Origin of the sequence: Limnobaculum xujianqingii, from assembly GCF_013394855.1 — a bacterium.
GTDB classification, from domain to species: Bacteria; Pseudomonadota; Gammaproteobacteria; order Enterobacterales; family Enterobacteriaceae; genus Limnobaculum; species Limnobaculum xujianqingii.
In genome coordinates, this window is record NZ_JABMLK010000002.1 from 1,157,879 (window position 1) to 1,180,091 (window position 22,213).

Sequence of the window (22,213 nt, forward strand, 5' to 3'; positions counted from 1 at the left end):
ACCTCAAAACCTAAAACTAACGCAGCGCTACAAAATTTACGCCATCACACCAGTCAAAATCCCTTTAATAAAACCCTGCTTGCAGGTGCTATCTTTTTTGCTGCTAACTCCGCTTATGCCGCAGGCCCTTGTGATTATGTGAGCCCAAGCCCTGAAGCCAGTTGTGTGCATGTTGATAATCAATTAAATATTAATATTCACTCTGATATAAATAAACAAAATAATAATAACCCAGCTTATCAATATGAAACTGATTATATGACTACGGATAAATCAGTGATTAATTTAGAGGCGGGTAAAACAATTACGTCAGATGTAACGGGAATACAGGCTCTGGGTTATAGCACCTCTGAAATTGAAGTGAGTACCTCTGGCAATATTTATACCGGTAAAACCACCGATGTTGATGCTCAGGACCCGCAGGCACCAATAACCGGGCCTTCTGGTGGCATCATCTATGAGAAAACCAACGTTAGGGAGACCCAACACGCCAGCGTTTATCTGGCGGGGGCATCCGGTGGTCTTCTGGCTTTAGGGGCCGTGACCCAAAATGCCGATAGTCAAATCATTAACCAGAGTGCCAGTAAAGATACGGCTGCAATATATTCTCAGGCACTGGAATCTCGGGTAACCACCTCCGGTGTTATTCGATCTCAGGTTGGGGATGCGGTTCGTTTACAGGATACCGGCCCTGAATACACCTATAGCAGCGGCGGCTATATTATTCTCGATCCTGAGAGTGTGTTTGATGTTCACTTGCAGGCGGGTAGTGTGTTTGATGTTCACTTGCAGGCGGGTAGTGTGGTTGACGGAGGCTCTGAAGGGGCGGGTATTAAAACCATCGGAGGCGCTACTTCCAATATTACTATTGATGAAGGGGCAACGCTGGGGGCGCTGTCTGATATAGCAATTAGCGCTACCGGTTATGATTATTACGATCTTAACTATGGTAGTAATCCATCAGGCATTGATACATACCAATACACTGGTGCGGCTACCAGCATTACTAATGCGGGAACCATTAACGGCGTTATTCAACTGACCAGTGGTCAGGATACGATAGTGAATGACACCACCGGTGTCTGGAATGTTCGTCAGTGGTCTGATTCTGACCGGGATGGCGTCAGGGATAGCGTTGCCGCTGTAGCAACCAGTGATTTTGGTGGCGGAACTACAGAACTGGACAACCGCGGCCAAATTATACTGACGGCCAATGCCGACGGCAGTGCAAATAGCGCACTATTGCAAAATTTGAACACCTTTAAAAACCAGGGGCGTTTAATACTCACCAATAACGTGGTTGGCGATCGTTTTACCATTGACGGTGATTATGTGGGGAATAACGGCACCATTGAGCTGGATACTTATCTGGGGGATGACAACTCTACGTCAGACTTGGTGATCATAAATGGTTCAACGTCCGGACAAAGTTATCTGGTGATTAATAACCTCGGCGGTACAGGCGCTCAAACCAGCGAAGGTATCAAAGTTATTGAAGTCAACGGTGATTCATCCGGTGAATTTACCCAACAAGGCCGTGTTGTCGGTGGGGCTTACGAATATTATCTGCACAAAAATGGTGTGAGCAATCAGGATGGTAACTGGTATCTGCGTTCACAGCTTCCTGTGGTCACGCCAGAAGACCCCGATCCTACGCCGGACCCTAAACCTGAACCTGAAAATATCAATCGGCCAGAACCCGGCAGCTATATGTTTAACCATATGGCCGCTAATAGCCTGTTCCTGATGCGTCTTCACGACCGTATGGGGGAAACTCAATATACAGATGCCCTGACCGGTGAGCAAAAGGTGACCAGCCTGTGGTTGCGCCAGATTGGTGGTCATAATCGTTCTCGTGATAGCAGCGGCCAGCTAAAAAATCAGGGTAACCGTTATGTCGCTCAAATGGGCGGTGATGTTGCTCAGTGGAGCTCCAATGGTTTAGACCGTTGGCATCTGGGATTAATGGCAGGGTACGCTAAGCAAAACGGCAATACTGAGTCGAAATATTCTGAATACCAATCACGGGGTTCTGTTGAAGGCTACAGTGCTGGTTTCTACGGTACCTGGTACGCCAATGATCAAGAGAAAACCGGCAGCTATATCGATGCATGAGCGCTGTACAACTGGTTTGATAATGAAGTGAAAGGCGATCAATTAGCAACGGAAAAATATAAATCTCGCGGCGTTACGGCATCCATTGAAGCTGGCTATACTTTCAAACTGGGTGAACGAACCTCTGATGGAGCGAAATATTTCCTGCAGCCTAAAGGGCAACTGACCTGGATGAACGTTCGGGCCAATGACCACACGGAACACACCAGCAGTGGCAGTTCACGGGTTTCCTTTGATGGTGATGGTAATATTCAAAGCCGTCTGGGGATTCGGACCTATGCTAACGGCCATAGCGATATTGATAACGGCAAAGATCGTGAGTTCCAGCCATTTATTGAAGCCAACTGGATCCACAATACGCATAATTTCGGTGCAACCATGAATGGTTATCGCAACAGTATTGATGGCACTAAAAATATTGGTGAACTAAAAGTGGGTCTTGAAGGGCAATTGTCCCGCAGTCTGGATCTGTGGGGTAACATAGCACAGCAAATGGGTGACAGCGGCTATAGCGATACTCAGGCTATATTGGGCATCAAATATCGTTTCTAGTTAGTGTTCATCATTAAATGAAAGCCTGTCCGTGTTCTTCAACCGGCAGGCTTTCTGCTTCACATGATAGAGAGTAAGAGAGCCCTCTGCTGATATCTGTCGCGTTTGATAATAGGATCTGACATGCAACCACGAGTTTTAATTGTTACTACTGAAGCCCCGGACGTGCTGTTTAGCGGCCTTGGTTTTTTTAATCAACACTTTTGGGCAGAATTAAAACGTCGTCATTATCCGTTTAAAGTGTTGTACCTGAATAACCAAAAGACACAACGCTCTCAGTTAGCGGATTATGAAATTGCGGTAGAGCCTGCGTTACCCTTCGACTCATCGCTGGAGTCGCTTAGCCTTAATGTGGCCTGGAGTACATCTCAAAAAATTCAGCCGATATTAAATGAGTTCAAACCCGACATTATCTCGGTGCATGAAAACTCACCGCTGTTACCGTTCTTTTTTGAGCTAAATCGGGTGCAGTTTACCCTGCATTCAAGCTATATCGGCATGCAACATTATCTGACCCGTACGCAAAAAGGGATGCAACATTACTGGGAACAAAGGATTGCGGTGCGACAAAGTGGGGCGGTGGTTCTTCATAGCAATTGGGCCTATCGTTCTATTATCCAGCATGTGTCTGCAGATATCGTTACGCCCAATATTTTTCCTATAGGGGTAGATTTTGCTGACTACCCGGCGGATAAAGTTATCCATCCCGAAGGCAAAGTGGTGATTAGCTTCTTTGGTCGTTTTACCGATATCGTGAAGAACTTTCAGATTTTTCGCGATGCCATTAAGACGCTTCCTCCATTGTATCGGGAGCGTGTAGAAGCCCGGGTTTATGGCCCTGAAAAAATCCCAGACTATCTGGAACAGGAAGGTTTTAAAGGCTTAACCTTTGTTCAGGGAGAAAAGAAAAAACAGGCGTTGGCGGAAACGGACATTGTGGTTTTTCCGAGCATGCAGGAAAGCTACGGGATTGTCGGGCTGGAAGCCTTGCTATCGAACTGTGCGCTAATTGCCACGCCGGGATTAGGTATGGATAGCTATATGCAGCCGGAATACGCCTGTGAACCAACGGTTGCCGCAATACAAAACCGAATTATTCATTATCTGTCGAATGTAGAACAATTGCGTAAAGACCAGAAGGCGCAAGTATTCCGCAATAGCGTTAACCGACCTGAGTTTACCTTAGGCAAGATGACCGAATCGTATATTGAGGTTTGGCAGGAATTGTATAAGAAGTTACAGCAACAACAATGACGGTTTAACTCGTCGCTATGCATTGTGGTTTGTTATCTTTAGTTAAAACAGGGCCTGATAATTAATCAGGCCCTGTTTTATTCTGACACGCTGATTATTTCCATATTTATAACATCTCTCCTATTGCCTTAAATTATCCCTACATTATCTACGGCTAATCTGGTCGCCTTTTTTTGCCAATCTGGTGCTTATTCAACCGATCCCCCCTTGTTATGGTGTTTTCAGATAAAGGTGATACCACCTTTGAACATGTCTAAAAGCCAATATGATGAGGAAGCATGATGACCAGAAAACTAGAAGGAAAAGTGGCGCTGATAACCGGTGGAGCATCCGGTATTGGTGAAGCGATTGCCAAAATTTATGCTAAAGAGGGCTGCAAAGTCGCTCTGCTTGATATTGATGAACCGCGCCTGAAGATGGTCGCCGGTGAAATGCTTAATCAAGGTTTTGATATTATCTCCATGGTTGTGGATGTAGTGGAAGAGCAACAGGTTATTCAGGCGTTTAAAACTACCGTCGACCGTTGGGGCAAAATCGATCTGGTGGTGAACAGCGCCGGGCGCGATTCACTCTCTCCACATATTTCAGAAACCACCTTGGAAGAGTGGAACAAAACCATTGGGCCAAACATGACCGGCGTTTTCCTGTGCTGTCGTGAAGCCTTCCGGGTGATGGAAAAACAGCAAAGCGGTGGTCGTATTATGAACATCGGCTCTTCTTCCGCCAAAATGGCCTCTTGCCCGGGCCATAGCCCATACCGCGCATCGAAGCACGGCATGATGGGCTTAAGTAAAAATATTCTGCTGGAAGGCATGAACAAAAATATCGGTGTCACGGTAATTAACCCTTCCCACGTAAAAACCCCAATGACAGAAGTTCTGGACTCCGGCACCTATGACGGTGGTGTAGTTCATACCGATGGCTGGCTGGATGAGAAAGAGCTGCGTGAAGGCATCTACAACAGCTGTATTGATGTGGAAAACGTGGCAGAAATCGCTCTGTATATCGCCACCAGAACGCCGGACGTCACCGTTCCTACCGTCGCGTTCTATCCAACCCACAAAGCTCATCGTTACGGCATGGAAGTGTAGGAATATCACCATGAAAAAGTTAACTACTGCGCAATTAGCAAAATATTTTGACCACACCCAATTAAAAGCATTCGCCACGCAAGAGGACTTCAAAGTCTTGTGTTCTGAGGCCAGACAGCACGGTTTTATGATGGTAGCAATTAATTCAGTGCCTGTTGCAACCTGCAAAGCGCTGTTAGCCGGTACCGATGTTCATGTTGGTGCAGCTATTAGTTTTCCTTTGGGTCAAACCACCATTGAAGTGAAGTGTTTCGAGACCGAGCGGGCGATTATCGAAGGTGCCGATGAAATCGACTATGTCATCAATATCGGCAAGCTAAAAGAGGGCAATTACGCCTACATCGAAGAAGAGATGAAGGCGATAGTAGCGCTCTGTCGTCAGGCTAATGTGTGTTCCAAAGTGATTTTTGAAACCTGTTACTTAACCAAAGAAGAGATTGTGCGCGTTGCCGAAATTGCCAAACGGGTGAAGCCGGACTTTATCAAAACTTCAACCGGTTTTGGTACCGCGGGTGCAACGGTTGAAGACGTAGCGTTGATGAAGCGCACCGTGGGTGAGGGTGTCAAAGTGAAAGCATCCGGAGGTGTTCGTGACCTGAAAACCTGTCTGGCCATGATCGAAGCCGGTGCTGAGCGCATTGGCAGTTCGAACAGCGTCAGGATTGTTGAGGAATACGCCGGACAGTACGCGTAATAAGGAGGTGCTCATGTCGTTAAAAATGGTTGTCACCGATCTGGATGGCACTTTGCTGACATCCACAGATCGCCTGACTCAGGCTTCGGTAAACGCTTTTGTCAGCTTAAAGCAGCAGGGGATATTGCCGGTGGTGGCTACCGGAAGAATGTTGAGTGAAGCTCAGTTTGCCGTTGAAGGCATTGGTGCTACCAACTACTTCATGGGGATGAACGGTGCGCAAACCGTGAATCTACAAACACAGGAAACCATTTACCAGAAAACGCTGGATCTGACGACGGCACAGGCGTTGACAGACATTCTCGATGAGCTGGGTGTGTTTTATCAGATATACAGTCACACCTCGGTTTATACGCGCCAGCACTGGTTAAGTGACATGAGTGCCTCAGGGATGAAGGCCGAATATATCCGGCGCTTTGCCTCATCTATTTTGCCATTTTCTCAGGTAGACCAACTGGGCGCGGTAAAAATGTTTGTGATATGCAAAGACGCGGATAAACAACAGGTGATGCGTGAACGCCTTGCTGCTCTGGAGTCCGTCATTCTGGTCTCTTCTTACCCCAACTATTTTGAAATTTTGCCGAAAGGGCTGAACAAAGGCGATGCGCTACTGCGCCTTTGTTCCCACCTCGGCATTGCACTGCATGAGGTCGCCGCCATTGGCGACAGCGATAACGATATCGAAATTTTATCTCAGGCTGGCGTAACCATTGCCATGGGAAATGCCTATCAACGGATAAAAGAGGTTGCCGACCACATCGCTCCGAGTAATGACGATGACGGGGTGGCATACGCTTTAACCCACATTATTCCACAATATTTATAAGTAACGAGGCCCAATATGAAAGCCGCTTATTTTCACGGTGTTGGTGATATCCGTGTAGAAAGTCAATCCATGCCGGAAGCTGGTTCAGATGAACTGGTGATTAAAATGAAGGCCAGTGCCATATGTGGTACTGACCTGCGTATTCTTAAGTTTGGTCACTTTAAAATTCCTACCGGAACTAAACGTGTATTAGGTCATGAAATCGCCGGAGAAGTGGTGCAGGTGGGTAGCAATGTCAGCCAGTTTAAAGTGGGAATGCGCGTTGCGTTACCACCAAACATTGGCTGCGGTTCCTGCGCCATGTGTCGTAAAGGCTATACCCAGCTTTGCCCAACTTATGAAGCCTTTGGAATTAGCTATGACGGTGGTTTTCAGGATTATGTTAAAGTCCCTGCACAGGCTATACAGCGCGGTAACGTGGTGATCATTCCTGACCATATCACCTACGAAGAAGCGGCGATGGTTGAGCCATTCTCATGTGCCTATCATTCTTATAAAGCGCTGAATATCAAACCGGGCGACAGCGTAGTGATTATTGGTGCTGGGCCGATTGGCGCCTGTCATGTACTGATGAGCCAGTTAGCCGGTGCGTCAAAAATTATCGTTGCTGACGTTCAGGATAATCGCCTGGAAGAGATGATGAAACTGGGGGTGGATGTCACGGTTAACTCAGCTCGCGAAGACCTGAAACAAGCCGTGCTGCGGGAAACCGATGGCGAAGGCGCCTCTGTGATTATCACCGCCTGCTCAATTCCTGAAATTCAGATGCTTTCAATGGAAATCGCTGCAACTCATGGCCGAATCAATCTTTTTGGCGGTATGCCAAAAGGCAAAGAGATTGTGCCATTAAACACTAACCTGATTCATTACAAAGAGCTGACGGTGCTTGGTACTACAGGTTCCAGTATCAATGATTATTGTGAATCCATGGCACTGGTTGCTTCCGGCAAACTGCAATTACTACCGCTGGCGACGGCACGTTTTAACGTCGCAGAGATCAATCAGGCGTTTGAATATGCGCTTTCCGGTCAGGGTATGAAAACGCTGGTGGTGGAGGGCTGATGATGACGATATCAACCATGAAGGCTGCGGTGCTCCATGCACCCGCCGATTTACGGGTACAGGACGTGCCGGTTCCGGCCTGTGCGGATGATGAAGTTCTGGTTCAGGTTAAAGCCGCAGGGATTTGCGGCTCAGACCTCGACCGGGTGATGGTGACGGGAACCTATCGTTTCCCAACCATTCCAGGCCATGAGTTTAGCGGTGTTATTGCGGCTACCGGCCGTAAAGTGACTAAGTTTTCACCCGGAGATCGGGTAGCCGTAGCGCCAATCCTGCCTTGTTTTAGCTGTGATTTTTGCCAACAGGGTCATTATGGTCAATGTAATAACTACAACTATCTTGGTTCCCGTACCGATGGTGGATTTGCTGAGTATGTCGCGGCACCAGAAAGAAATTTAGTCAGGCTGGCAGACAATATTAGTTATGAACATGGTGCGATGGTAGAGCCAGCGGCAGTTACCCTTCATGGGGTAATGCGAGCAGGAATTAAAGCCGGAGATAGCGTAGCGGTACTTGGTTGTGGTGCTCTGGGGCTTTTTGCTATTCAGTTCGCTCGTATTTTAGGGGCAACGCGCATCATCGCTACCGATATCGCCGAAGATAAACTGGCTCTGGCTCAACAGGTTGGCGCTACCCAGGTGATTAACAGTAAAAACTGATGATGCAGTGAAAGCGATTCTGGCCAGCGGAGCGGTTGATGTCACCATTGAAACGGCAGGGGGTGGCAGCCACGCAGGTACAGGCATTGGAAGTGCCCCAAAAACACGGCAAAGTGCTGTATTTAGGCACGGCACACGCGGATGTCACCATTCCTCCCCATGTTTTTGAACACATCATTCGTAATGAACTGACGTTACTGGGGGCCTGGAACTCATTCTCTGCTCCATTCCCCGGTCGGGAGTGGTTTGCCATTATCGATTATATCCAAAATGGTTCATTAGTGATGGAACCATTAATTACCCACACCATAAAGCTTGAAGCGCTTCCCACCTTTGTTAAGGACATGAAAAAACGAGTTGTTTCCTACAACAAAGTCATTATAAAAATGTAATAACAAAATACGAGGAACATCGTATGACTTTTTTTGAGCTAAAGAACTATTCCAATCCTTCAATTAGTCTGGCCGAACAGCGCCGCCAGTGGGGAATGCAATTCCTGAAAGCCTTTCTGGCGGTGTTTTTAGGCTATATGGCTATGTACCTCATCCGTAACAACTTTAAAGTTGCCGGACCTTTATTAAAAGAACAGCTGGATATGACAACCACGGAGCTCGGCCTGATAGGGCTGAGCTTTTCGATTACCTATGGCGGCTGCAAAGCACTGGTCGGATTCTATATTGATGGTAAAAACACTAAAAAGTTTCTGGCAGTTTTATTAGGACTATCGGCACTTTCCGTAATGGCAATGGGGCTGGTAATGAGCCATTTCGGTTCGCCTATCGGTATCCTGATGACCCTGTGGGGACTGAGTGGCCTGTTTCAAACTTCTGGCGGACCGGCATCCTATTCGACCTTAACGCGCTGGACGCCTAAAGAAAAGCGCGGACGTTTTCTTGGCTTATGGAATATGTCGCATAACGTCGGTGGTGGTTTAGCCGGGGTGCTGGCCCTATGGGGTGCCAATACCTTCTTTGACGGTAATGTAGTGGGTATGTTTATTTTCCCTTCTTTTATTGCCCTGGCCATTGCTGTTGTGACTTTTTATCTCGGTAAAGGTGACCCCAGAGAGTTGGGCTGGAATCGGGCAGAAGAGATCTTTGACGAACCGGTAGCCGAAGTAGATCAGGAAAACAGTGAAAGCAAATGGACCATAGTGAAAAAACACGTTCTGTTGAATCCATTTGTCTGGATCCTCTGTCTGTCAAATATCTTCGTCTACATCATTCGTATTGGTGTCGATAACTGGGCTCCACTGTATGTGGCCGAACACTTCAACTGGAGCGGTAGCGATATGGTTAACACTATCCTCTATTTTGAAATGGGCGCATTAGTGGCCAGTTTATTGTGGGGATATGTTTCTGACTTACTGAAAGGTCGTCGGGCGATTGTGGCGGTAGGATGTTTTGTATTGATCATTTTTGCCTTACTGAGCTATCGCTATTCCACCTCGGTATTTATGATTAACGCTTCGCTGGCGGCTCTTGGATTGCTGATTTTTGGGCCTCAACTGATGATTACTATCTCCCTGGTGGACTTCGTGCCCAAAAATGCCGTTAGCGTAACCACCGGATTGTCGGGCGTATTTGCCTATTTACTGGGTGACTCTATTGCTAAAGTCTATCTGGCAATGATTGCCGATCCGGAGAAACCGGGAGTGCGATTCTTTAATACTACGCTTCACGGCTGGCATGACATTTTTGTGATTTTCTACTGTTGTGTATTTGCGGGAATTGTCTTGTTGTCCATTGTTGCGGTCGCTGAAGAGAAGCGCATTCGCAAAGAGAAGAAGGTCGCATTACTCAAAGCTGAAATGGTTGAGGCAAAAGCGAATTAATTAGCTAAAGAGCTCAATTTAGAGATCAGCGTTTCAATGCTGGATAAAGAGTCTGCCGCACAGTACATATAGAGCGAGTTGGCAAAATTTTTATCCAGCGTTTGCAACGGAAGTAAACTGATTTGCTGGCCCTGCATTTTGATAATGCTTCTTTCATTCAGCGGGGTTGGAAAGGTAATTAACCGGCTGATACTTGGCATTCCGTGCCAGCTGGCTTTTCCTGCCAGATGCGTAGATAAAATATTCTCTACACCGTCATTTTGCTGTCGGACTTTAGCTTTCAGCTCGGATAAAAACTGTTCATAGGCACCGCTGCGCAACATCTCTTCCGCGTAAATCTGAATCAGCGTACTGACCCTTGGTTCAACCTGCGATTTCACTTCCAGCAAACGTTTGACAGTATTACGCGGTGCCACAATCCAGGCCAGACGCATGCTGTGCCCAATGGTGTTAGTAAAGGTACCAACATAAATCACATTGGAAGCACTACCGGGATAGGAACGCATAGGCAGAGGAGCATCAAACAGCCCACGCATGGCATCGACTTCAATAATCGGATTATCGTTAGTACGACAAATCTCATATTGCGCACGTTTGTTCGGCTCGTCGGTCATGTGACAGGTTGGCCAGTGGCACAGGGGTGTAGTCAGATAAAAAGCATAACGGTTTTTCATTAATACTTTTTGCAGGCTGTCGGTGCTGATTCCGCCTGCACACATTGGCAAAGGAATGGCAGAGGCACCTAAACTGGTTAAGATCGGCTCGTAATAGCCGGGAGATTCATACACCACCGGCGATAAACGGCTAAAAAAGGTGGAGGAGATAATATACAGCGCATTAGAAATACCGCTGGTAATAACAATCTCTTCCGGAGAGCAATCAATGGCGAGAGTGGTTTTTAAGTGACTTGCCAGTAATTCCCGCAATTGATGAAATCCGATATCGTCATAATTCATTAAGTCTTTACTGGCGATACGTCTGGAAACCGCATCAGAAACCGCCATTAGCGGCATTTGTGGTGAAAAATCCATGCCGGGCCACAGCAGCATACTTTTACTGTAGGAACGGGCTGAAGAGTATTGAACGTCATCCTGTATGCGCGAATGGCAGGCTTTTTGAATCAGTAATTGCCAGTCAATACCTTGGGCACGTAAGGTGGAAATGGCCCGTGACTTTTCCCGAATACTAATAACCTCCTCATCCTGCAACAGATTAAAGGCTTCAACCACGGTAGTTTTACTGACGTTTAGCTTCAGGGCGATAGCGCGTTGAGAAGGGAGCTTGTGACCGGCAGGGTAATTTTCTAAATACTTCTTAATACTGCTGGCTACCTGAAAATAGAGTGGAGTACCTGCCTTCTGATCGATAGGTGTTAACATGAGCTTATTCCTTGTTCAGCGGCAGATAGCTAAGGTAATGCGTTGCATCCAATATAATCGCAGAGAAAGCAGGTAGTCAAAGCGGTGAAAGCATAATTGCTGGTGAGATAACAAAGATTTGGCAAGTTATAGCTAAAGCATGTTTTAGATATTGCCTCCGGAGTATGTTTTCAGATTATCCGTCAGGATAAGCAATGGTTTGAATAGGGTTAATTATTACTCATTAACCTAAACGGAAGTGTGAAAATAAGGCTTTATAGCGTGTTTATTAAGCAAATCAGGCTAATAGTTAGCTGGCTGTTTATTTATGCAGTTTGAATAGATAATAATTAATTTGCAACTCTCTGAGGTTTGAATTTTTCTAATTATTTAATCTATTAATAATTAACCAATTTTAATGAAATAAAAATTTGCCATTAATTTGTTTATTATTATTTTTTCTTTGAAAACAATATGGTGACTCATTTTTGTGAAGGCTTAACACATTGTCCTGATTGTATTTTTTGAGCAGTTTAGTCTGACCGTTGTGATTTCAAATGCAAACATAGTCTAAGATTAATTATGTAATTATGGGTAAATAGAAGCGGCAGTAGAATAATGCACGGTCTGTTTACTCTCATGATTTATATCAATGTAGATTAATTAAACAGTTCAAATGCAGCTGACAATTTAAATAACTTAATACATTATGCAGAATGTTTTTGATTTCTTATCTCTGCAAATAATAACGATAAGGTGATACAGATGGATCTCTTTTTAGTACAACTCGCTGTCGTGTTGTTATGTATAGCTATTGGTGGAAAGATTGGTGGAATAGGTTTGGGTGCCGCCGGGGGAATGGGGCTGTTTGTGCTGGCATTTCTGTTTCATCTGGAGCCCGATTCACCGCTGGTTAGTGTAATGCTGATTATTATTTCGGTTATTACCTGTATCACTATTCTTCAGGCTGCAGGTGGGCTGGATCTTCTGGTATCGCTGGCGGAGAAAATGTTACGTACCAGGCCTAATGCCATCACTTTTTTAGGTCCATTTGTCTGTTATATCTTTACTATTATGTGTGGCACTTCTTACATTGCTTTCTCGGTTTATCCGGTGATTGCGGAAATCGCCACCGATGCCAGAGTTCGTCCGGAAAGAGCGATGTCCATGTCGGTTATTGCGGCTAATATGGCTCTGGTTGCCAGTCCGATTAGTGCGGTGGTGGTTGGGATGCTGGCTAAGGCGGCTTCATTAAACATCACGTTGTTGGATATTCTATCTATCACGGTGCCGGGTACGCTGTTGGGTTGTTTAGCGGGTTGTCTGTTTGTGTATAAGAAAGGCGCTGAGTTGTCTGATGATGAGGAGTTTGTTCGTCGTAAGCAGGCAGGAGAGTTTGATTTAACTACGCTGTCAGCGGCAAAAATTGGCAATCTGACTCAGGCTAAAACCGGTCTGGCTATTTTTGCTATCGGTGTACTTTTAATCGTTGTTTTAAGTTCTTTTAAGCAGATGAGACCAGAATGGCATGGTGAGGTGATGTCAGTTTCTACCACCTTGCAAATACTGATGCTAACCACTGCCAGTCTGATTATGATTTTTTGCCGCATTCCGCCAGAAAAACTCCATGAAGGTTCTACTTTTAAGTCAGGTCTAATTGGTGTGGTTGGGATCTTTGGTCTGTCGTGGATGACCGGTACTTTCTTTGGTACCTATAACGATCTGTTTATTACTAACTTCTCTCATATTCTTAATGAATATCCGATGGTGTTTGGTCTGGTGTTGTTTTTCCTGTCGATACTGATTTATAGCCCGGCAGCCACTATTATTGCCCTGATGCCGCTGGGGGTTGCCATGGGGCTTCCGGTGTATACGCTGATAGCTTTATTACCAGCCGCCTGTGCGGTGTTTATTATTCCCGGTGGGGCTCAAATCGCCTGTGTGGCCTTTGACCGAACCGGAACTACCCGGTTGGGTAAGTATGTTATTAACCACAGTTTTCTGCTGCCCGGTATGGTATCGTTAGTGATGTCGGTTGTTTTTTGCATGTTGATTGCTAAAACATTCTACTGATTTGCCGACTATATAACTTATATCTTATTGAATTAGCGAAGTAAGGGAGCTGTTAATGGGTTCTGAATCGGTTTTTTTTGAAAAAGTGCGCTCGCATATTTTAGAGCAGGCAACTTTAGGCGAACGAATTGAAACAGAAACTGAGCTGGCGGCACGTTTTAATGTTACACGTTATCAGATAAGAAAAGTTTTGACCTCGCTGACTCAGATGGGAATTTTGGATCGGTCGCCCAAAAAAGGCAGTGTGATTCGTCAGATAAACACGGATACGTTGAGCGATCAGATGCAGATTCAGTTTGGCGCGGCGGGGTTTGATATTAATGAGTTTTTAGAAGCGCGGGTATTAATTGAGTGTGCGATTCTGCCTTTAGCTATTAAGCGTATGACGCCGGCACTGATGGGGAAATTAGAAAATACTCTGAATCAGATGGAAGAATTTGCTCATATCCCTTCTAAAGCAGATCAGTTTGACCGGGATTTTCATCTGTTGATATTGCAGGCCTGTGGTAATCGCGTGTTGCAGGTGTTTTCTGATGTGTTGATTACTTACTTTGATAAAACCTCTGCGTTACTGAACTCGTTTGGTGCGGAATATTTTGTTGATATCGCCCGGCAGGAAAAAGCTATTTTGAGTGCGATTAAGAATGAAGAGGTTGAGCTGGCGGTGAAGTTATTACGCGAGCATTTGGTGAGTACTTCACAGACTTTGCCGCCGGAGGGTAAGCCGAAGGCTAAGCGAGTTGGTAAGAAAGAGGTTAAAGGGTAGGGAAGTTGGTTTTGGTTTTTGGTGGATGGGAAACTACTCGTACTTAACATTGGAGCGCGTCGGGCCTAGTCCACCTAGGGGCAGTTATGAAACACCTTGCGGTGTTTCACCCTGACGGGCCAGCGCAAGCGCTGTTCAAACAGGCTTTGCCTGTTTGTCCGGCAGCTAAAGCTGCTACGACCCCAACGGCGGCCTCTCCCTCCGATTGGTTATTTTAATGTGTAAAAATTAGCATTCTATTTTGTAATTAACCAAAAACCGACAAATGAGAGTTTGTCGGTTTTTTCGTGGTTTAGTTAGAAGACGATTTGAGAAATAAAATAGCCTGCGATTACTGCTGATATGACCATCACAAAACCTGGTCGCAGGTAGCTGTGGTTTATTACGTATTTACCTAAGCGGGTGGTTCCGGTTCGGTCAAAGGCTACGCAGCCAATTTGGCCGGCGCCGGGGACGATGAAGTCGCCGCAGGTTGCAGGGTACATGGCAACCAGCAGTGCAGGGGGAATTCCCATTGCGGCACCCAGAGGCATTAGTGCGGCTACTGTGGCAGACGGGCTGAAGATAACCGCTGAGAAGCAGAACAGGATTAAACCAAACAGCATTGGCCATGATTCCACCATGTGTTTGAACAGTTCTTCAAATAATGGACGGTAAGCATCGAAGAAGGTACCGGTCATCCAGGAAATACCAAATACCCCAACTACGCCGATTAAACCAGAACGGAACACTGAGCCGGAGGCGAATTTATCGCTGGGTACTTTGCTAAAGATAATGATAAACAGCGCTGCGGCCAGCATGACCATTTGGATCAGGGCTGGGGGTGGCTAAAGGTACCATTTTCCCGCCCACTTCCCATGCAGGCAGCAGTGATTTGACGGAACCAAACAGGATTACAGTAGCAACGCCAATGCCAAAAATCAGTACCCCAATTTTCGCGCCAACCGTTGGTTTGTAAGCCTGTATCTCTTTTTGTTCAACGTGCAGTGACTGGTAGTCACCTGCGGCTATTCTGCGCTGGAATTCAGGATCGTTTTCCAGCTCTTTTCCGCGTTTAAATACCGATAAGCATCCGCACAATGTACCGATAATGAATGCCGGGATGCTCACTCCAAGGATCTGGATGATAGAAACATCATACATCGATAGCGCCGCGATCATGCCTGCGGTTGCCGCACTCATTGGGCTGGCGATAACGGCTATTCCGGCGGCGATAACGCACATGGACATCGGCCGTTCGGGTCTGATTTTTGCCTCAGCGGCAACTTCTGCCACCACCGGATACACGGCAAAAGCCACATAAGCAGTACCGCAAAACATAACGAATAACGAACAGATGAAAGGTCCCAGGAAGGTGATGGCACTGGGTTTTTTACGCAGCATTTTTTCAGCGACACGTACCAGAAAATCAAGACCACCGGCACCCTGTAATACGCTGGTGCAGGCAATAACTGCGATGATAATTAATAATACCGCAATAGGTGGAGAGGCAGGCTGTAAGCCGAATAGCAGCGTCAGTATACAGACGCCTAATCCCCCGGCAGCACCCAGTCCAACCCCACCATAACGCCCACCCACACCAATACAAACAAGTACAACTAACAGTTGAACCCAGAATAATTCAGACATAAGACTCCCTCCTACAACATGCAAAAGCACGGCAGTCATATAAGTTATTTTTATTTAAGGCATCAGCGCAGAGTGATGAGCCGATGCCCTATGACATGATTAAGTCAGTTCAGGGCTATAACAGGCTCTTAGCCAGAGCGATCTGTTTAGTCACCGCATCTGGTGCGGTTCCGCCGTAGGACTGTCTGGCACCGACTGAGGCTTCCAGCGTAATATCGTCATAGATATCGCTTTCAATTTGTGGATGGAAGCTGTGGTATTCATCGAGGGTCAGTTGATTAAGCTTTTTGCCATGTTTAATGCAGTAATTCACTGCGCTACCCACTACGTGGTGAGCATCGCGGAACGGGATACCTTTACGCACCAGATAGTCGGCCATATCGGTAGCGGTAGAGAAGCCCCGGTCTGCTGCATCCCGGGTTTTATCTTCATTAATTTTCATTTTCTCAATCATTGGCGCGATGATCTTAAGGCCAGCTTGCAGGGTATCCATTGAGTCATAGACCGTTTCTTTGTCTTCACTCATGTCAGTGTTATAGGAAAGAGGCAGTCCTTTCATAATGGTGAGTATTGCCATTAAGTTTCCATAAACCCGACCGCCTTTACCGCGCATTTTTTCTGCTACGTCAGGGTTTTTCTTTTGCGGCATAATGCTGGAGCCGGTACAGAAATCGTCCGACAGTTCGATAAACTTGAAGTCCTGACTGGAGAAAAGTACCAGTTCTTCTGAAATACGCGTCAGGTGCATAAAGCACATGGCGGCCGCTGCATTAAACTCAATCATATGGTCGCGATCGTTGACGGAGTCGATACTGTTTGGCGTTGGCTCATCAAAGCCCAGTTCTTTGGCAGTGAACTCCCGGTCGATAGGGAAGGTAGTACCGGCCAATGCAGCAGCGCCTAACGGGCACTGACCCATACGGCGATACAGATCGTTAAAGCGGCCATAGTCACGCTGTAACATCCAAAAGTAGGTCATCACCCAGTGAGAGAACAGAATGGGCTGTCCGGTTTGCAAATGGGTGTAGCCTGGCATGATGACATTAAAGTTTTGTTCTGCTTTAGCGACGATGGTTGTCTGTAGTGCGCGAATATTCTGCTGAATCTCCAGAATGGTGGCACGCATATGCATTTTGGAGTCCAGCGTGGTTTGGTCGTTTCGGCTTCTTCCGGTATGCAGCTTTCCACCCACTGGACCAACGATCTCGGTCATTCTTTTTTCAATCGCCATATGGATATCTTCATCAGCGGTGCTGAAAACAAACTGACCATTTTCGATCTCTTGTTCAACTTTTTTTAGCCCGCTAATGATGGTTTCTGCATCACTTTGGCTGATGATATTTTGGCGCCCCAGCATGGTTGCATGAGCAATACTGCCCTTAATATCAAATGGACATAGCCGTTGTTCAATCATGATCGTTGCATTGAACTCTTCGACCAGTTTGTTGGTTGGTAAATCAAATCTGCTGCCCCATAGTTTTGATGACATGTTACTTTTCCTCATTAGATTATTTTTTATACATAAACAGCGTAATTAATCTGAACTACAACACACAGCTATATTGTCGACAATTAAGATAATAAAAACGACAATATGGATCACATAATCGACAAATGATTTTTGACAGAAAGTTATTGTTGTTCTTTTGGTGTGAATTTTTTGTTTAATAATTTGATGAAATGGTGAGGACCGACGGTTGATGCATCCGTGTTAAAGAAATAGTTGGCAGTTTTTTTGAGTTAATGGTCAGCCAGCTATTTGAAGTGAAAACGCAGAGTAGTTCAGATAAAAAATAACAGCGAAGTATTTAGAGTTGTGGATAAACACCCTTTGAAAGCTTATAGATTTATGTTTTCACCCGACTATATTTTTGCAGATAAGGCTAATGGAGATATGATGATTTTTTTGATATTACAGAAACTAAACTCTAAGTTTTGCACTTAAATGTGTCATCTGTTGATATTTTCAGGCAAAAGAACCCGACACTATCACCTATCATCCTGACTACATTAAGTATGAAAAATGGTATGTGATGAAAAAATTATTGATAAAGACTAAATGCCATTAGAGTAACAATTCAGAAAACCAATAAGGAGCCCCTGATAAAACCATAAGTCAGATAGGGTTTATAGTTGCGAATTTATAATTACTCCTGAATGTTTAATGCTAATGGTTGTGATTACTGACCGAAAAAGTTATTGTAATATGTGTTTTATTTAACGAAAAAGTATTTTTTATCTGCTCATTTCATCTTTTATAAATGCAGGATTTAATCTCGTTCAAATCATTTATATATGTAACTATTTCTTTGGTTATTATTTAAAATAAAAATGAATCTTTAACTTTAAATCAATAATATTTGTTTTAAATTCATGTAATTACATTTTGATCTTATTATATTTTGGTTATTTTATTGATTTCAATCAAGTCAAATCAGATTTTTAATCTATTAGAAATTGCCAATTTAGGATTTAGAATAATTATAATTAGCAATGTCATTATTTTATTTTAATCACATGATTGATGTTCTATTTATGTGATGAGAATCATTAATGCTATTAATGTGATTTTTTAAATTTCAAAAAAATAGGTGGATTAAAAAAAAGTTTTATCAGCTATATATTCTAATTATTCATATTAATTATCTTATTCAAATACTACACATTGGCTTTATTGATCGTTTTACATAAATGTTTTGGTTTATATGTCTATTTTGCATGCGTTGCACAACATTATTGATCGTGTTTTAATGTTTAAAAAGCAATAAAAGGTGGTTTTTAGTTGTTTTATTGAATAATTAACTAAATTTGTTTTTGCGGTGTGGAGGTGATTTTCACTCTGGATTTATAACTTTTTTTGACATTTAGATGACAAGAAAACAATTTCAATAAGCTAATTTACTCTCATTAACTTATTTTGAAAGACGAATTCTCACGCCTGTAAAAAAGGTGAGGATATTTACGTGAGCAGAGCATGGATAGCCGCTTTCACAGGCCATCTATCTTTGTCTCATAGCATGAAAATATAACCAAAATACACATTGGTTATTTAATTTAGATGGTGAAATACCAACATGGAGTTTGTTATGAAATTGAATAAATATCTTTTGGCAACGGTTGTAGCAACGGGTACCCCGATTTCAGCCACGCTGACCTTACCGCCAGTGACCACTACTACGCTGAACGCTGCGACAGGCACTTATGCTGGTCAGACTCCGTTCTCTATCCAGTTAACCGGATGTGAGGCAGCCACCGGATTGAACAACGTGCGCGCACTGTTCACCACTTCTAACACCCCCGGCTGGTGATGCCCATGTGATGGCGAATACTGCTGCGGCGACACCGGCAACCAACGTTGCGGTTGCCATCATGCAACAAAACGGCACTACGCAGATTGACCTCAATGGCGGTACGGCAACCGATCCGGGGGCTGCATTACCGGTTGCCGGCTCTACGGGTCCACTTAATCTGCAATATAAAGCGGCTTATAAGTCACTGAATACCAGCGTAACCGCCGGTAACGTGACCGGTGTGGCTGATTTCGTTATCTCTTACTTCTGATAATCAAATCGCAGCATTTGGTAGCAATAACAACCACCACGACAGTGATTGTCGTGGTGGGTATGAAATGACTTAACGGACTGAGAGAAAGTCAAAATGATAAAGTTATCTAAGCGAATGATCATAAATAAACAATGTACTTTATCGGTTATTGCAGCGTCGATTTTACTGTCATTTTCTTCTGGCGTGTGGGCAGAAGAAAATGACAGTGAATTTGAGAGTGCGTTTTTGCGAAAAGACAAAAATGGTGCTTCGCCAGACATATTTCTCTACAAAAATGCCATTGCACCCGGGATGAAACGGGTAGAAGTGGTAGTCAATGATCGGGTTACCGATGTGTATGAAGTGAACTTTGTTCCTCAGCAGCAGGGAGGACAGGTGGTGCCCTGTCTGAATCGCCAGTTGTTGAATGACGCAGGTGTTAAAACCGAACTGTATGGTGACTGGCTGACTTCGCTAAAAAATGAAGAAACGTCTTCGGAAGTGTCGGCTGTTTGTGATGATCTGGAGCAGCGTATTCCGGCAGCCAGCGTATTTTATGATGATGCGCATCAGCAACTGCGGCTGACTCTGCCGCAGGAAGCGGTGAATAGTCAACGCTTTCAGATGATTTCACCTAAAGAATGGGATGACGGTACACCAACATTACGTACCGCTTATAACGGCTATTTCTACCATTCGCGCCAGAAGAACAGCGACGGTGATGGTGGCCGAAATATTAACAACAGCGCTTTTGTCAGCCTCAATAGCATTGCCAGTTTTGGTGCCTGGCGGGTCTACAGCTTTGATACCTTTAACAAGAATGCGGATCAGGGCTGGCAGAGTAACCACGACCGGTTGTATGCCGAGAGAAACATTGCTTCGCTGAGTTCTAAAATATCGGCAGGGGATATTTATACCTACACTCCCAGCAATATCATGGGTGTAATCCCTCTGCGGGGTTTCACTATGGGTACTAATGAGCGCATGTTGCTGGAGTCGCAATTTACCTATGCGCCGGTTATTCGGGGAACTGCCCGTACCAACGCCCGTCTGATTGTTCGTCAGCGGGGGAATATCATATACAGCAGAACGCTGACGCCGGGTGCATTTGCTATTGATGACCTGTACACCGCGCAGATGGGGGCCGATCTGGATGTGACGCTAGAAGAGACTGACGGTAGCGAGCAAAAGTTCAGCGTTCCCTATACTTCGCTTCCCAATATGATACGCCCCGGAGCACTACGTTATAGCCTGTCAGTCGGGGAGTACCGGGATAATCAGTCGGATAAACCCGTGATGGGAGCCCTGAGCATTGAGCGAGGATTTGAGTCATTTACTCTGAATGTTTCCGGTCTGGGATCGGATGATTACCAGTCAGTTGCTGTGGGGGCAGCCTGGAGTATTGGCAATATTGGCGCATTTTCATTGGACATGGCGCAGGCTCGCTATACCTATGATCGTGTATCCGGTCAGTATGATAAAGAGACTAAAAACGGAACTGCGCTGCGTCTGCTGTATGCCAAACAGTTTGATAGCACGGATACCGGATTACGTATTCTGGGTTATCAGTATCGTTCGGAGCATTTTCTCTCATTTTCAGAATTCAACAGTCGAAATTACCATCGCCGGGAAGGATATGACAACGACTATGAAGATGGCGATAGCCTGTGGAACAAACGACGTCGCAGCCGCCTTGAAGTCAACATTAATCAGGGAATGCAGGATTACGGCAGTCTGTACATGACGCTGAGTCAGGATCGTTACTACGGTACTTCAGAGAAAACCACCTCGGCTTCTGCCGGCTACGGATTTATGGCAGGACCGGCCAGTATCAGTCTGGCTTATACCTACAGTAAAAATGGCAAAGGGGATAACGATAACTCACTCAATCTGGGTGTCAGCATACCTCTGCGATGGGGGGAGCGGGACAGAAATTATAACTCAGTGAACTATAACCTGACCCGCAATAAGGATAACCGTTACAGCCAGTCTGTTGGCCTGTCGGGCAGTAGTCAGGATAGTCCGCTGTCCTACAGCCTGAACGTGCAGCGGGATTATCAGGAAAAATTCAGTGAGTCCGCTTCTCTGAGCTATGACTCCCGTCTGGCGATGCTGAATACCTCTATCAGCCACAGTGATTATTCGGATCAGTTTTCGGCGGGTATATCTGGCGGTTTAGTGTTGTATAAGGGCGGTCCTATTTTGACCCCGCGTATGGGAGACACTATCGCTATTGTGGAAACCCCTGGGGCATCAGGTATAGGCGTTTCAGGCAGTAATAATCAAACCGACTACTTCGGGCGGGCGGTCGTCAACTACCTGAGCCCTTACCGTTATAACACCGTCAGTCTGGACACCACTAATGCACAGTCGGTGGAGCTGAAAGAGTCAGCCAGAAAAGTAGTACCTACGGAAGGAGCCGCAGTATTACTGCGTTTTGCTACCCGGGTGGGGCGTCGGGCGATGGTTATTGTTCAGGGAACACAGGCGATTCCAGTTGGGCTATTGTCACCGCAGAAGGACAGGATGACGAAGCAGGCATTGTGGGCAATAACGGACTTGCTTACCTGACCGGGCTGGACGCCCGCAAAGATGAAGTGCTGACCGTCTCCTGGGGCCGAAATAATCAGCAGTGTCAGTTTACTTTACCTAAATTAGCAGATGCCGACGATAAATCGCAATGGCATCAGAGAATCCCGGTGGACTGCCGCTGACAGTCAGACATAACGCAGAGTAATAGTCAGATATTCAAAAATG

The 22,213-nt window shown here is 45.4% G+C and carries 19 protein-coding genes and 1 pseudogene; 16 read left to right on the forward strand and 4 right to left on the reverse strand.

All coding sequences use genetic code 11. The features are described from left to right. Positions 1-258: 258 nt before the first annotated feature. From GOL65_RS19315 to uhpT, 9 genes and pseudogenes are all read left to right on the forward strand, one after another. Positions 259-2,667: pseudogene (locus GOL65_RS19315) on the forward strand (autotransporter outer membrane beta-barrel domain-containing protein). A 123-nt stretch (positions 2,668-2,790) separates the two neighbouring features. Further along, complete coding sequence (locus tag GOL65_RS19325) at positions 2,791-3,921, forward strand: glycosyltransferase family 4 protein (protein ID WP_140917891.1); 1,131 nt, start codon at positions 2,791-2,793, stop codon at positions 3,919-3,921. A 281-nt stretch (positions 3,922-4,202) separates the two neighbouring features. After that, entirely contained in the window at positions 4,203-5,012 is an 810-nt protein-coding gene (locus GOL65_RS19330; protein ID WP_218652058.1) for an SDR family oxidoreductase, read from the forward strand. A gap of 10 nt (positions 5,013-5,022) precedes the next feature. Then, a complete protein-coding gene (gene deoC / locus GOL65_RS19335) occupies positions 5,023-5,706 on the forward strand; it encodes a deoxyribose-phosphate aldolase (RefSeq protein WP_140917889.1) in 684 nt (227 codons plus the stop codon). Between the two features lie 13 nt (positions 5,707-5,719). Further along, the gene (locus GOL65_RS19340) at positions 5,720-6,532 is read left to right on the forward strand and encodes an HAD family hydrolase (protein WP_140917888.1); all 813 of its coding nucleotides are present in this window, start codon (positions 5,720-5,722) and stop codon (positions 6,530-6,532) included. Positions 6,533-6,547: 15 nt separating this feature from the next. Beyond that, complete coding sequence (locus GOL65_RS19345; protein WP_140917887.1) at positions 6,548-7,594, forward strand: zinc-dependent dehydrogenase; 1,047 nt, start codon at positions 6,548-6,550, stop codon at positions 7,592-7,594. Next, positions 7,594-8,253, forward strand: coding sequence for an alcohol dehydrogenase catalytic domain-containing protein (locus GOL65_RS22090; protein WP_218652059.1), 660 nt, complete (start codon positions 7,594-7,596; stop codon positions 8,251-8,253). The genes GOL65_RS19345 and GOL65_RS22090 overlap by 1 nt, the downstream gene beginning before the upstream one ends. A 38-nt stretch (positions 8,254-8,291) precedes the next feature. Next, positions 8,292-8,645 carry an MDR/zinc-dependent alcohol dehydrogenase-like family protein gene (locus GOL65_RS22095; RefSeq protein WP_218652060.1) on the forward strand — a complete coding sequence of 118 codons (354 nt, stop codon included), beginning with the start codon at positions 8,292-8,294 and terminating at the stop codon, positions 8,643-8,645. Between the two features lie 23 nt (positions 8,646-8,668). Next, on the forward strand, positions 8,669-10,087 hold the full coding sequence (gene uhpT / locus GOL65_RS19355) for a hexose-6-phosphate:phosphate antiporter (protein ID WP_140917886.1): 1,419 nt from the start codon (positions 8,669-8,671) through the stop codon (positions 10,085-10,087). Here uhpT and GOL65_RS19360 read toward each other — a convergent pair. Then, positions 10,084-11,466, reverse strand: coding sequence for an aminotransferase-like domain-containing protein (locus GOL65_RS19360; protein WP_140917885.1), 1,383 nt, complete (start codon positions 11,464-11,466; stop codon positions 10,084-10,086). The genes uhpT and GOL65_RS19360 overlap by 4 nt on opposite strands. A 744-nt stretch (positions 11,467-12,210) precedes the next feature. On the opposite strand from GOL65_RS19360, the gene GOL65_RS19365 reads away from it, so the two are divergent. From GOL65_RS19365 to GOL65_RS22415, 3 genes are all read left to right on the forward strand, one after another. Next, on the forward strand, positions 12,211-13,518 hold the full coding sequence (locus GOL65_RS19365; RefSeq protein ID WP_140917884.1) for an anaerobic C4-dicarboxylate transporter family protein: 1,308 nt from the start codon (positions 12,211-12,213) through the stop codon (positions 13,516-13,518). Positions 13,519-13,573: 55 nt separating this feature from the next. Beyond that, entirely contained in the window at positions 13,574-14,284 is a 711-nt protein-coding gene (locus GOL65_RS19370) for a FadR/GntR family transcriptional regulator (RefSeq protein WP_140917883.1), read from the forward strand. Positions 14,285-14,370: 86 nt separating this feature from the next. Continuing rightward, a complete protein-coding gene (locus GOL65_RS22415; RefSeq protein ID WP_267313830.1) occupies positions 14,371-14,502 on the forward strand; it encodes a hypothetical protein in 132 nt (43 codons plus the stop codon). Positions 14,503-14,580: 78 nt separating this feature from the next. Here GOL65_RS22415 and GOL65_RS22420 read toward each other — a convergent pair whose 3' ends face one another. From GOL65_RS22420 to argH, 3 genes are all read right to left on the reverse strand, one after another. Beyond that, complete coding sequence (locus GOL65_RS22420; protein WP_267313831.1) at positions 14,581-15,084, reverse strand: anaerobic C4-dicarboxylate transporter family protein; 504 nt, start codon at positions 15,082-15,084, stop codon at positions 14,581-14,583. After that, a complete protein-coding gene (locus GOL65_RS22425; protein ID WP_267313832.1) occupies positions 15,050-15,913 on the reverse strand; it encodes an anaerobic C4-dicarboxylate transporter family protein in 864 nt (287 codons plus the stop codon). Before GOL65_RS22425 ends, GOL65_RS22420 begins: the two co-directional genes overlap by 35 nt. Positions 15,914-16,028: 115 nt before the next feature. Continuing rightward, positions 16,029-17,402: an argininosuccinate lyase gene (gene argH / locus GOL65_RS19380; protein ID WP_140917882.1), complete on the reverse strand. Its 1,374-nt coding sequence runs from the start codon at positions 17,400-17,402 to the stop codon at positions 16,029-16,031. Between the two features lie 1,597 nt (positions 17,403-18,999). Here argH and GOL65_RS19385 point away from each other — a divergent pair. The 4 genes from GOL65_RS19385 (at position 19,000) to GOL65_RS19400 (ending at position 22,170) form a co-directional block, all read left to right on the forward strand. Further along, on the forward strand, positions 19,000-19,221 hold the full coding sequence (locus tag GOL65_RS19385; protein ID WP_140917881.1) for a hypothetical protein: 222 nt from the start codon (positions 19,000-19,002) through the stop codon (positions 19,219-19,221). 10 nt (positions 19,222-19,231) lie between these two features. Continuing rightward, on the forward strand, positions 19,232-19,474 hold the full coding sequence (locus GOL65_RS19390; protein WP_228723201.1) for a fimbrial protein: 243 nt from the start codon (positions 19,232-19,234) through the stop codon (positions 19,472-19,474). Positions 19,475-19,570: 96 nt separating this feature from the next. Next, positions 19,571-22,027: a fimbria/pilus outer membrane usher protein gene (locus GOL65_RS19395; RefSeq protein ID WP_140917879.1), complete on the forward strand. Its 2,457-nt coding sequence runs from the start codon at positions 19,571-19,573 to the stop codon at positions 22,025-22,027. Further along, positions 22,000-22,170: a hypothetical protein gene (locus GOL65_RS19400; protein ID WP_179038504.1), complete on the forward strand. Its 171-nt coding sequence runs from the start codon at positions 22,000-22,002 to the stop codon at positions 22,168-22,170. Before GOL65_RS19395 ends, GOL65_RS19400 begins: the two co-directional genes overlap by 28 nt. Positions 22,171-22,213 lie beyond the last annotated feature (43 nt).

Bases quoted from the DNA above. Each gene is read 5' to 3' on its own strand.
- GOL65_RS19370 (WP_140917883.1), top strand. From the start codon at position 13,574: ATGGGTTCTGAATCGGTTTTTTTTGAAAAAGTGCGCTCGCATATTTTA.
- GOL65_RS22095 (WP_218652060.1), top strand. From the start codon at position 8,292: ATGTCACCATTGAAACGGCAGGGGGTGGCAGCCACGCAGGTACAGGCA.
- GOL65_RS22420 (WP_267313831.1), bottom strand. From the start codon at position 15,084: ATGCTGGCCGCAGCGCTGTTTATCATTATCTTTAGCAAAGTACCCAGC.
- GOL65_RS19340 (WP_140917888.1), top strand. From the start codon at position 5,720: ATGTCGTTAAAAATGGTTGTCACCGATCTGGATGGCACTTTGCTGACA.
- GOL65_RS19325 (WP_140917891.1), top strand. From the start codon at position 2,791: ATGCAACCACGAGTTTTAATTGTTACTACTGAAGCCCCGGACGTGCTG.
- GOL65_RS19385 (WP_140917881.1), top strand. From the start codon at position 19,000: ATGAAATTGAATAAATATCTTTTGGCAACGGTTGTAGCAACGGGTACC.
- GOL65_RS19390 (WP_228723201.1), top strand. From the start codon at position 19,232: ATGGCGAATACTGCTGCGGCGACACCGGCAACCAACGTTGCGGTTGCC.
- GOL65_RS22415 (WP_267313830.1), top strand. From the start codon at position 14,371: ATGAAACACCTTGCGGTGTTTCACCCTGACGGGCCAGCGCAAGCGCTG.
- GOL65_RS19365 (WP_140917884.1), top strand. From the start codon at position 12,211: ATGGATCTCTTTTTAGTACAACTCGCTGTCGTGTTGTTATGTATAGCT.
- argH (WP_140917882.1), bottom strand. From the start codon at position 17,402: ATGTCATCAAAACTATGGGGCAGCAGATTTGATTTACCAACCAACAAA.
- GOL65_RS19360 (WP_140917885.1), bottom strand. From the start codon at position 11,466: ATGTTAACACCTATCGATCAGAAGGCAGGTACTCCACTCTATTTTCAG.
- GOL65_RS22425 (WP_267313832.1), bottom strand. From the start codon at position 15,913: ATGTCTGAATTATTCTGGGTTCAACTGTTAGTTGTACTTGTTTGTATT.
- uhpT (WP_140917886.1), top strand. From the start codon at position 8,669: ATGACTTTTTTTGAGCTAAAGAACTATTCCAATCCTTCAATTAGTCTG.
- deoC (WP_140917889.1), top strand. From the start codon at position 5,023: ATGAAAAAGTTAACTACTGCGCAATTAGCAAAATATTTTGACCACACC.
- GOL65_RS19345 (WP_140917887.1), top strand. From the start codon at position 6,548: ATGAAAGCCGCTTATTTTCACGGTGTTGGTGATATCCGTGTAGAAAGT.
- GOL65_RS19395 (WP_140917879.1), top strand. From the start codon at position 19,571: ATGATAAAGTTATCTAAGCGAATGATCATAAATAAACAATGTACTTTA.
- GOL65_RS19330 (WP_218652058.1), top strand. From the start codon at position 4,203: ATGACCAGAAAACTAGAAGGAAAAGTGGCGCTGATAACCGGTGGAGCA.
- GOL65_RS22090 (WP_218652059.1), top strand. From the start codon at position 7,594: ATGATGACGATATCAACCATGAAGGCTGCGGTGCTCCATGCACCCGCC.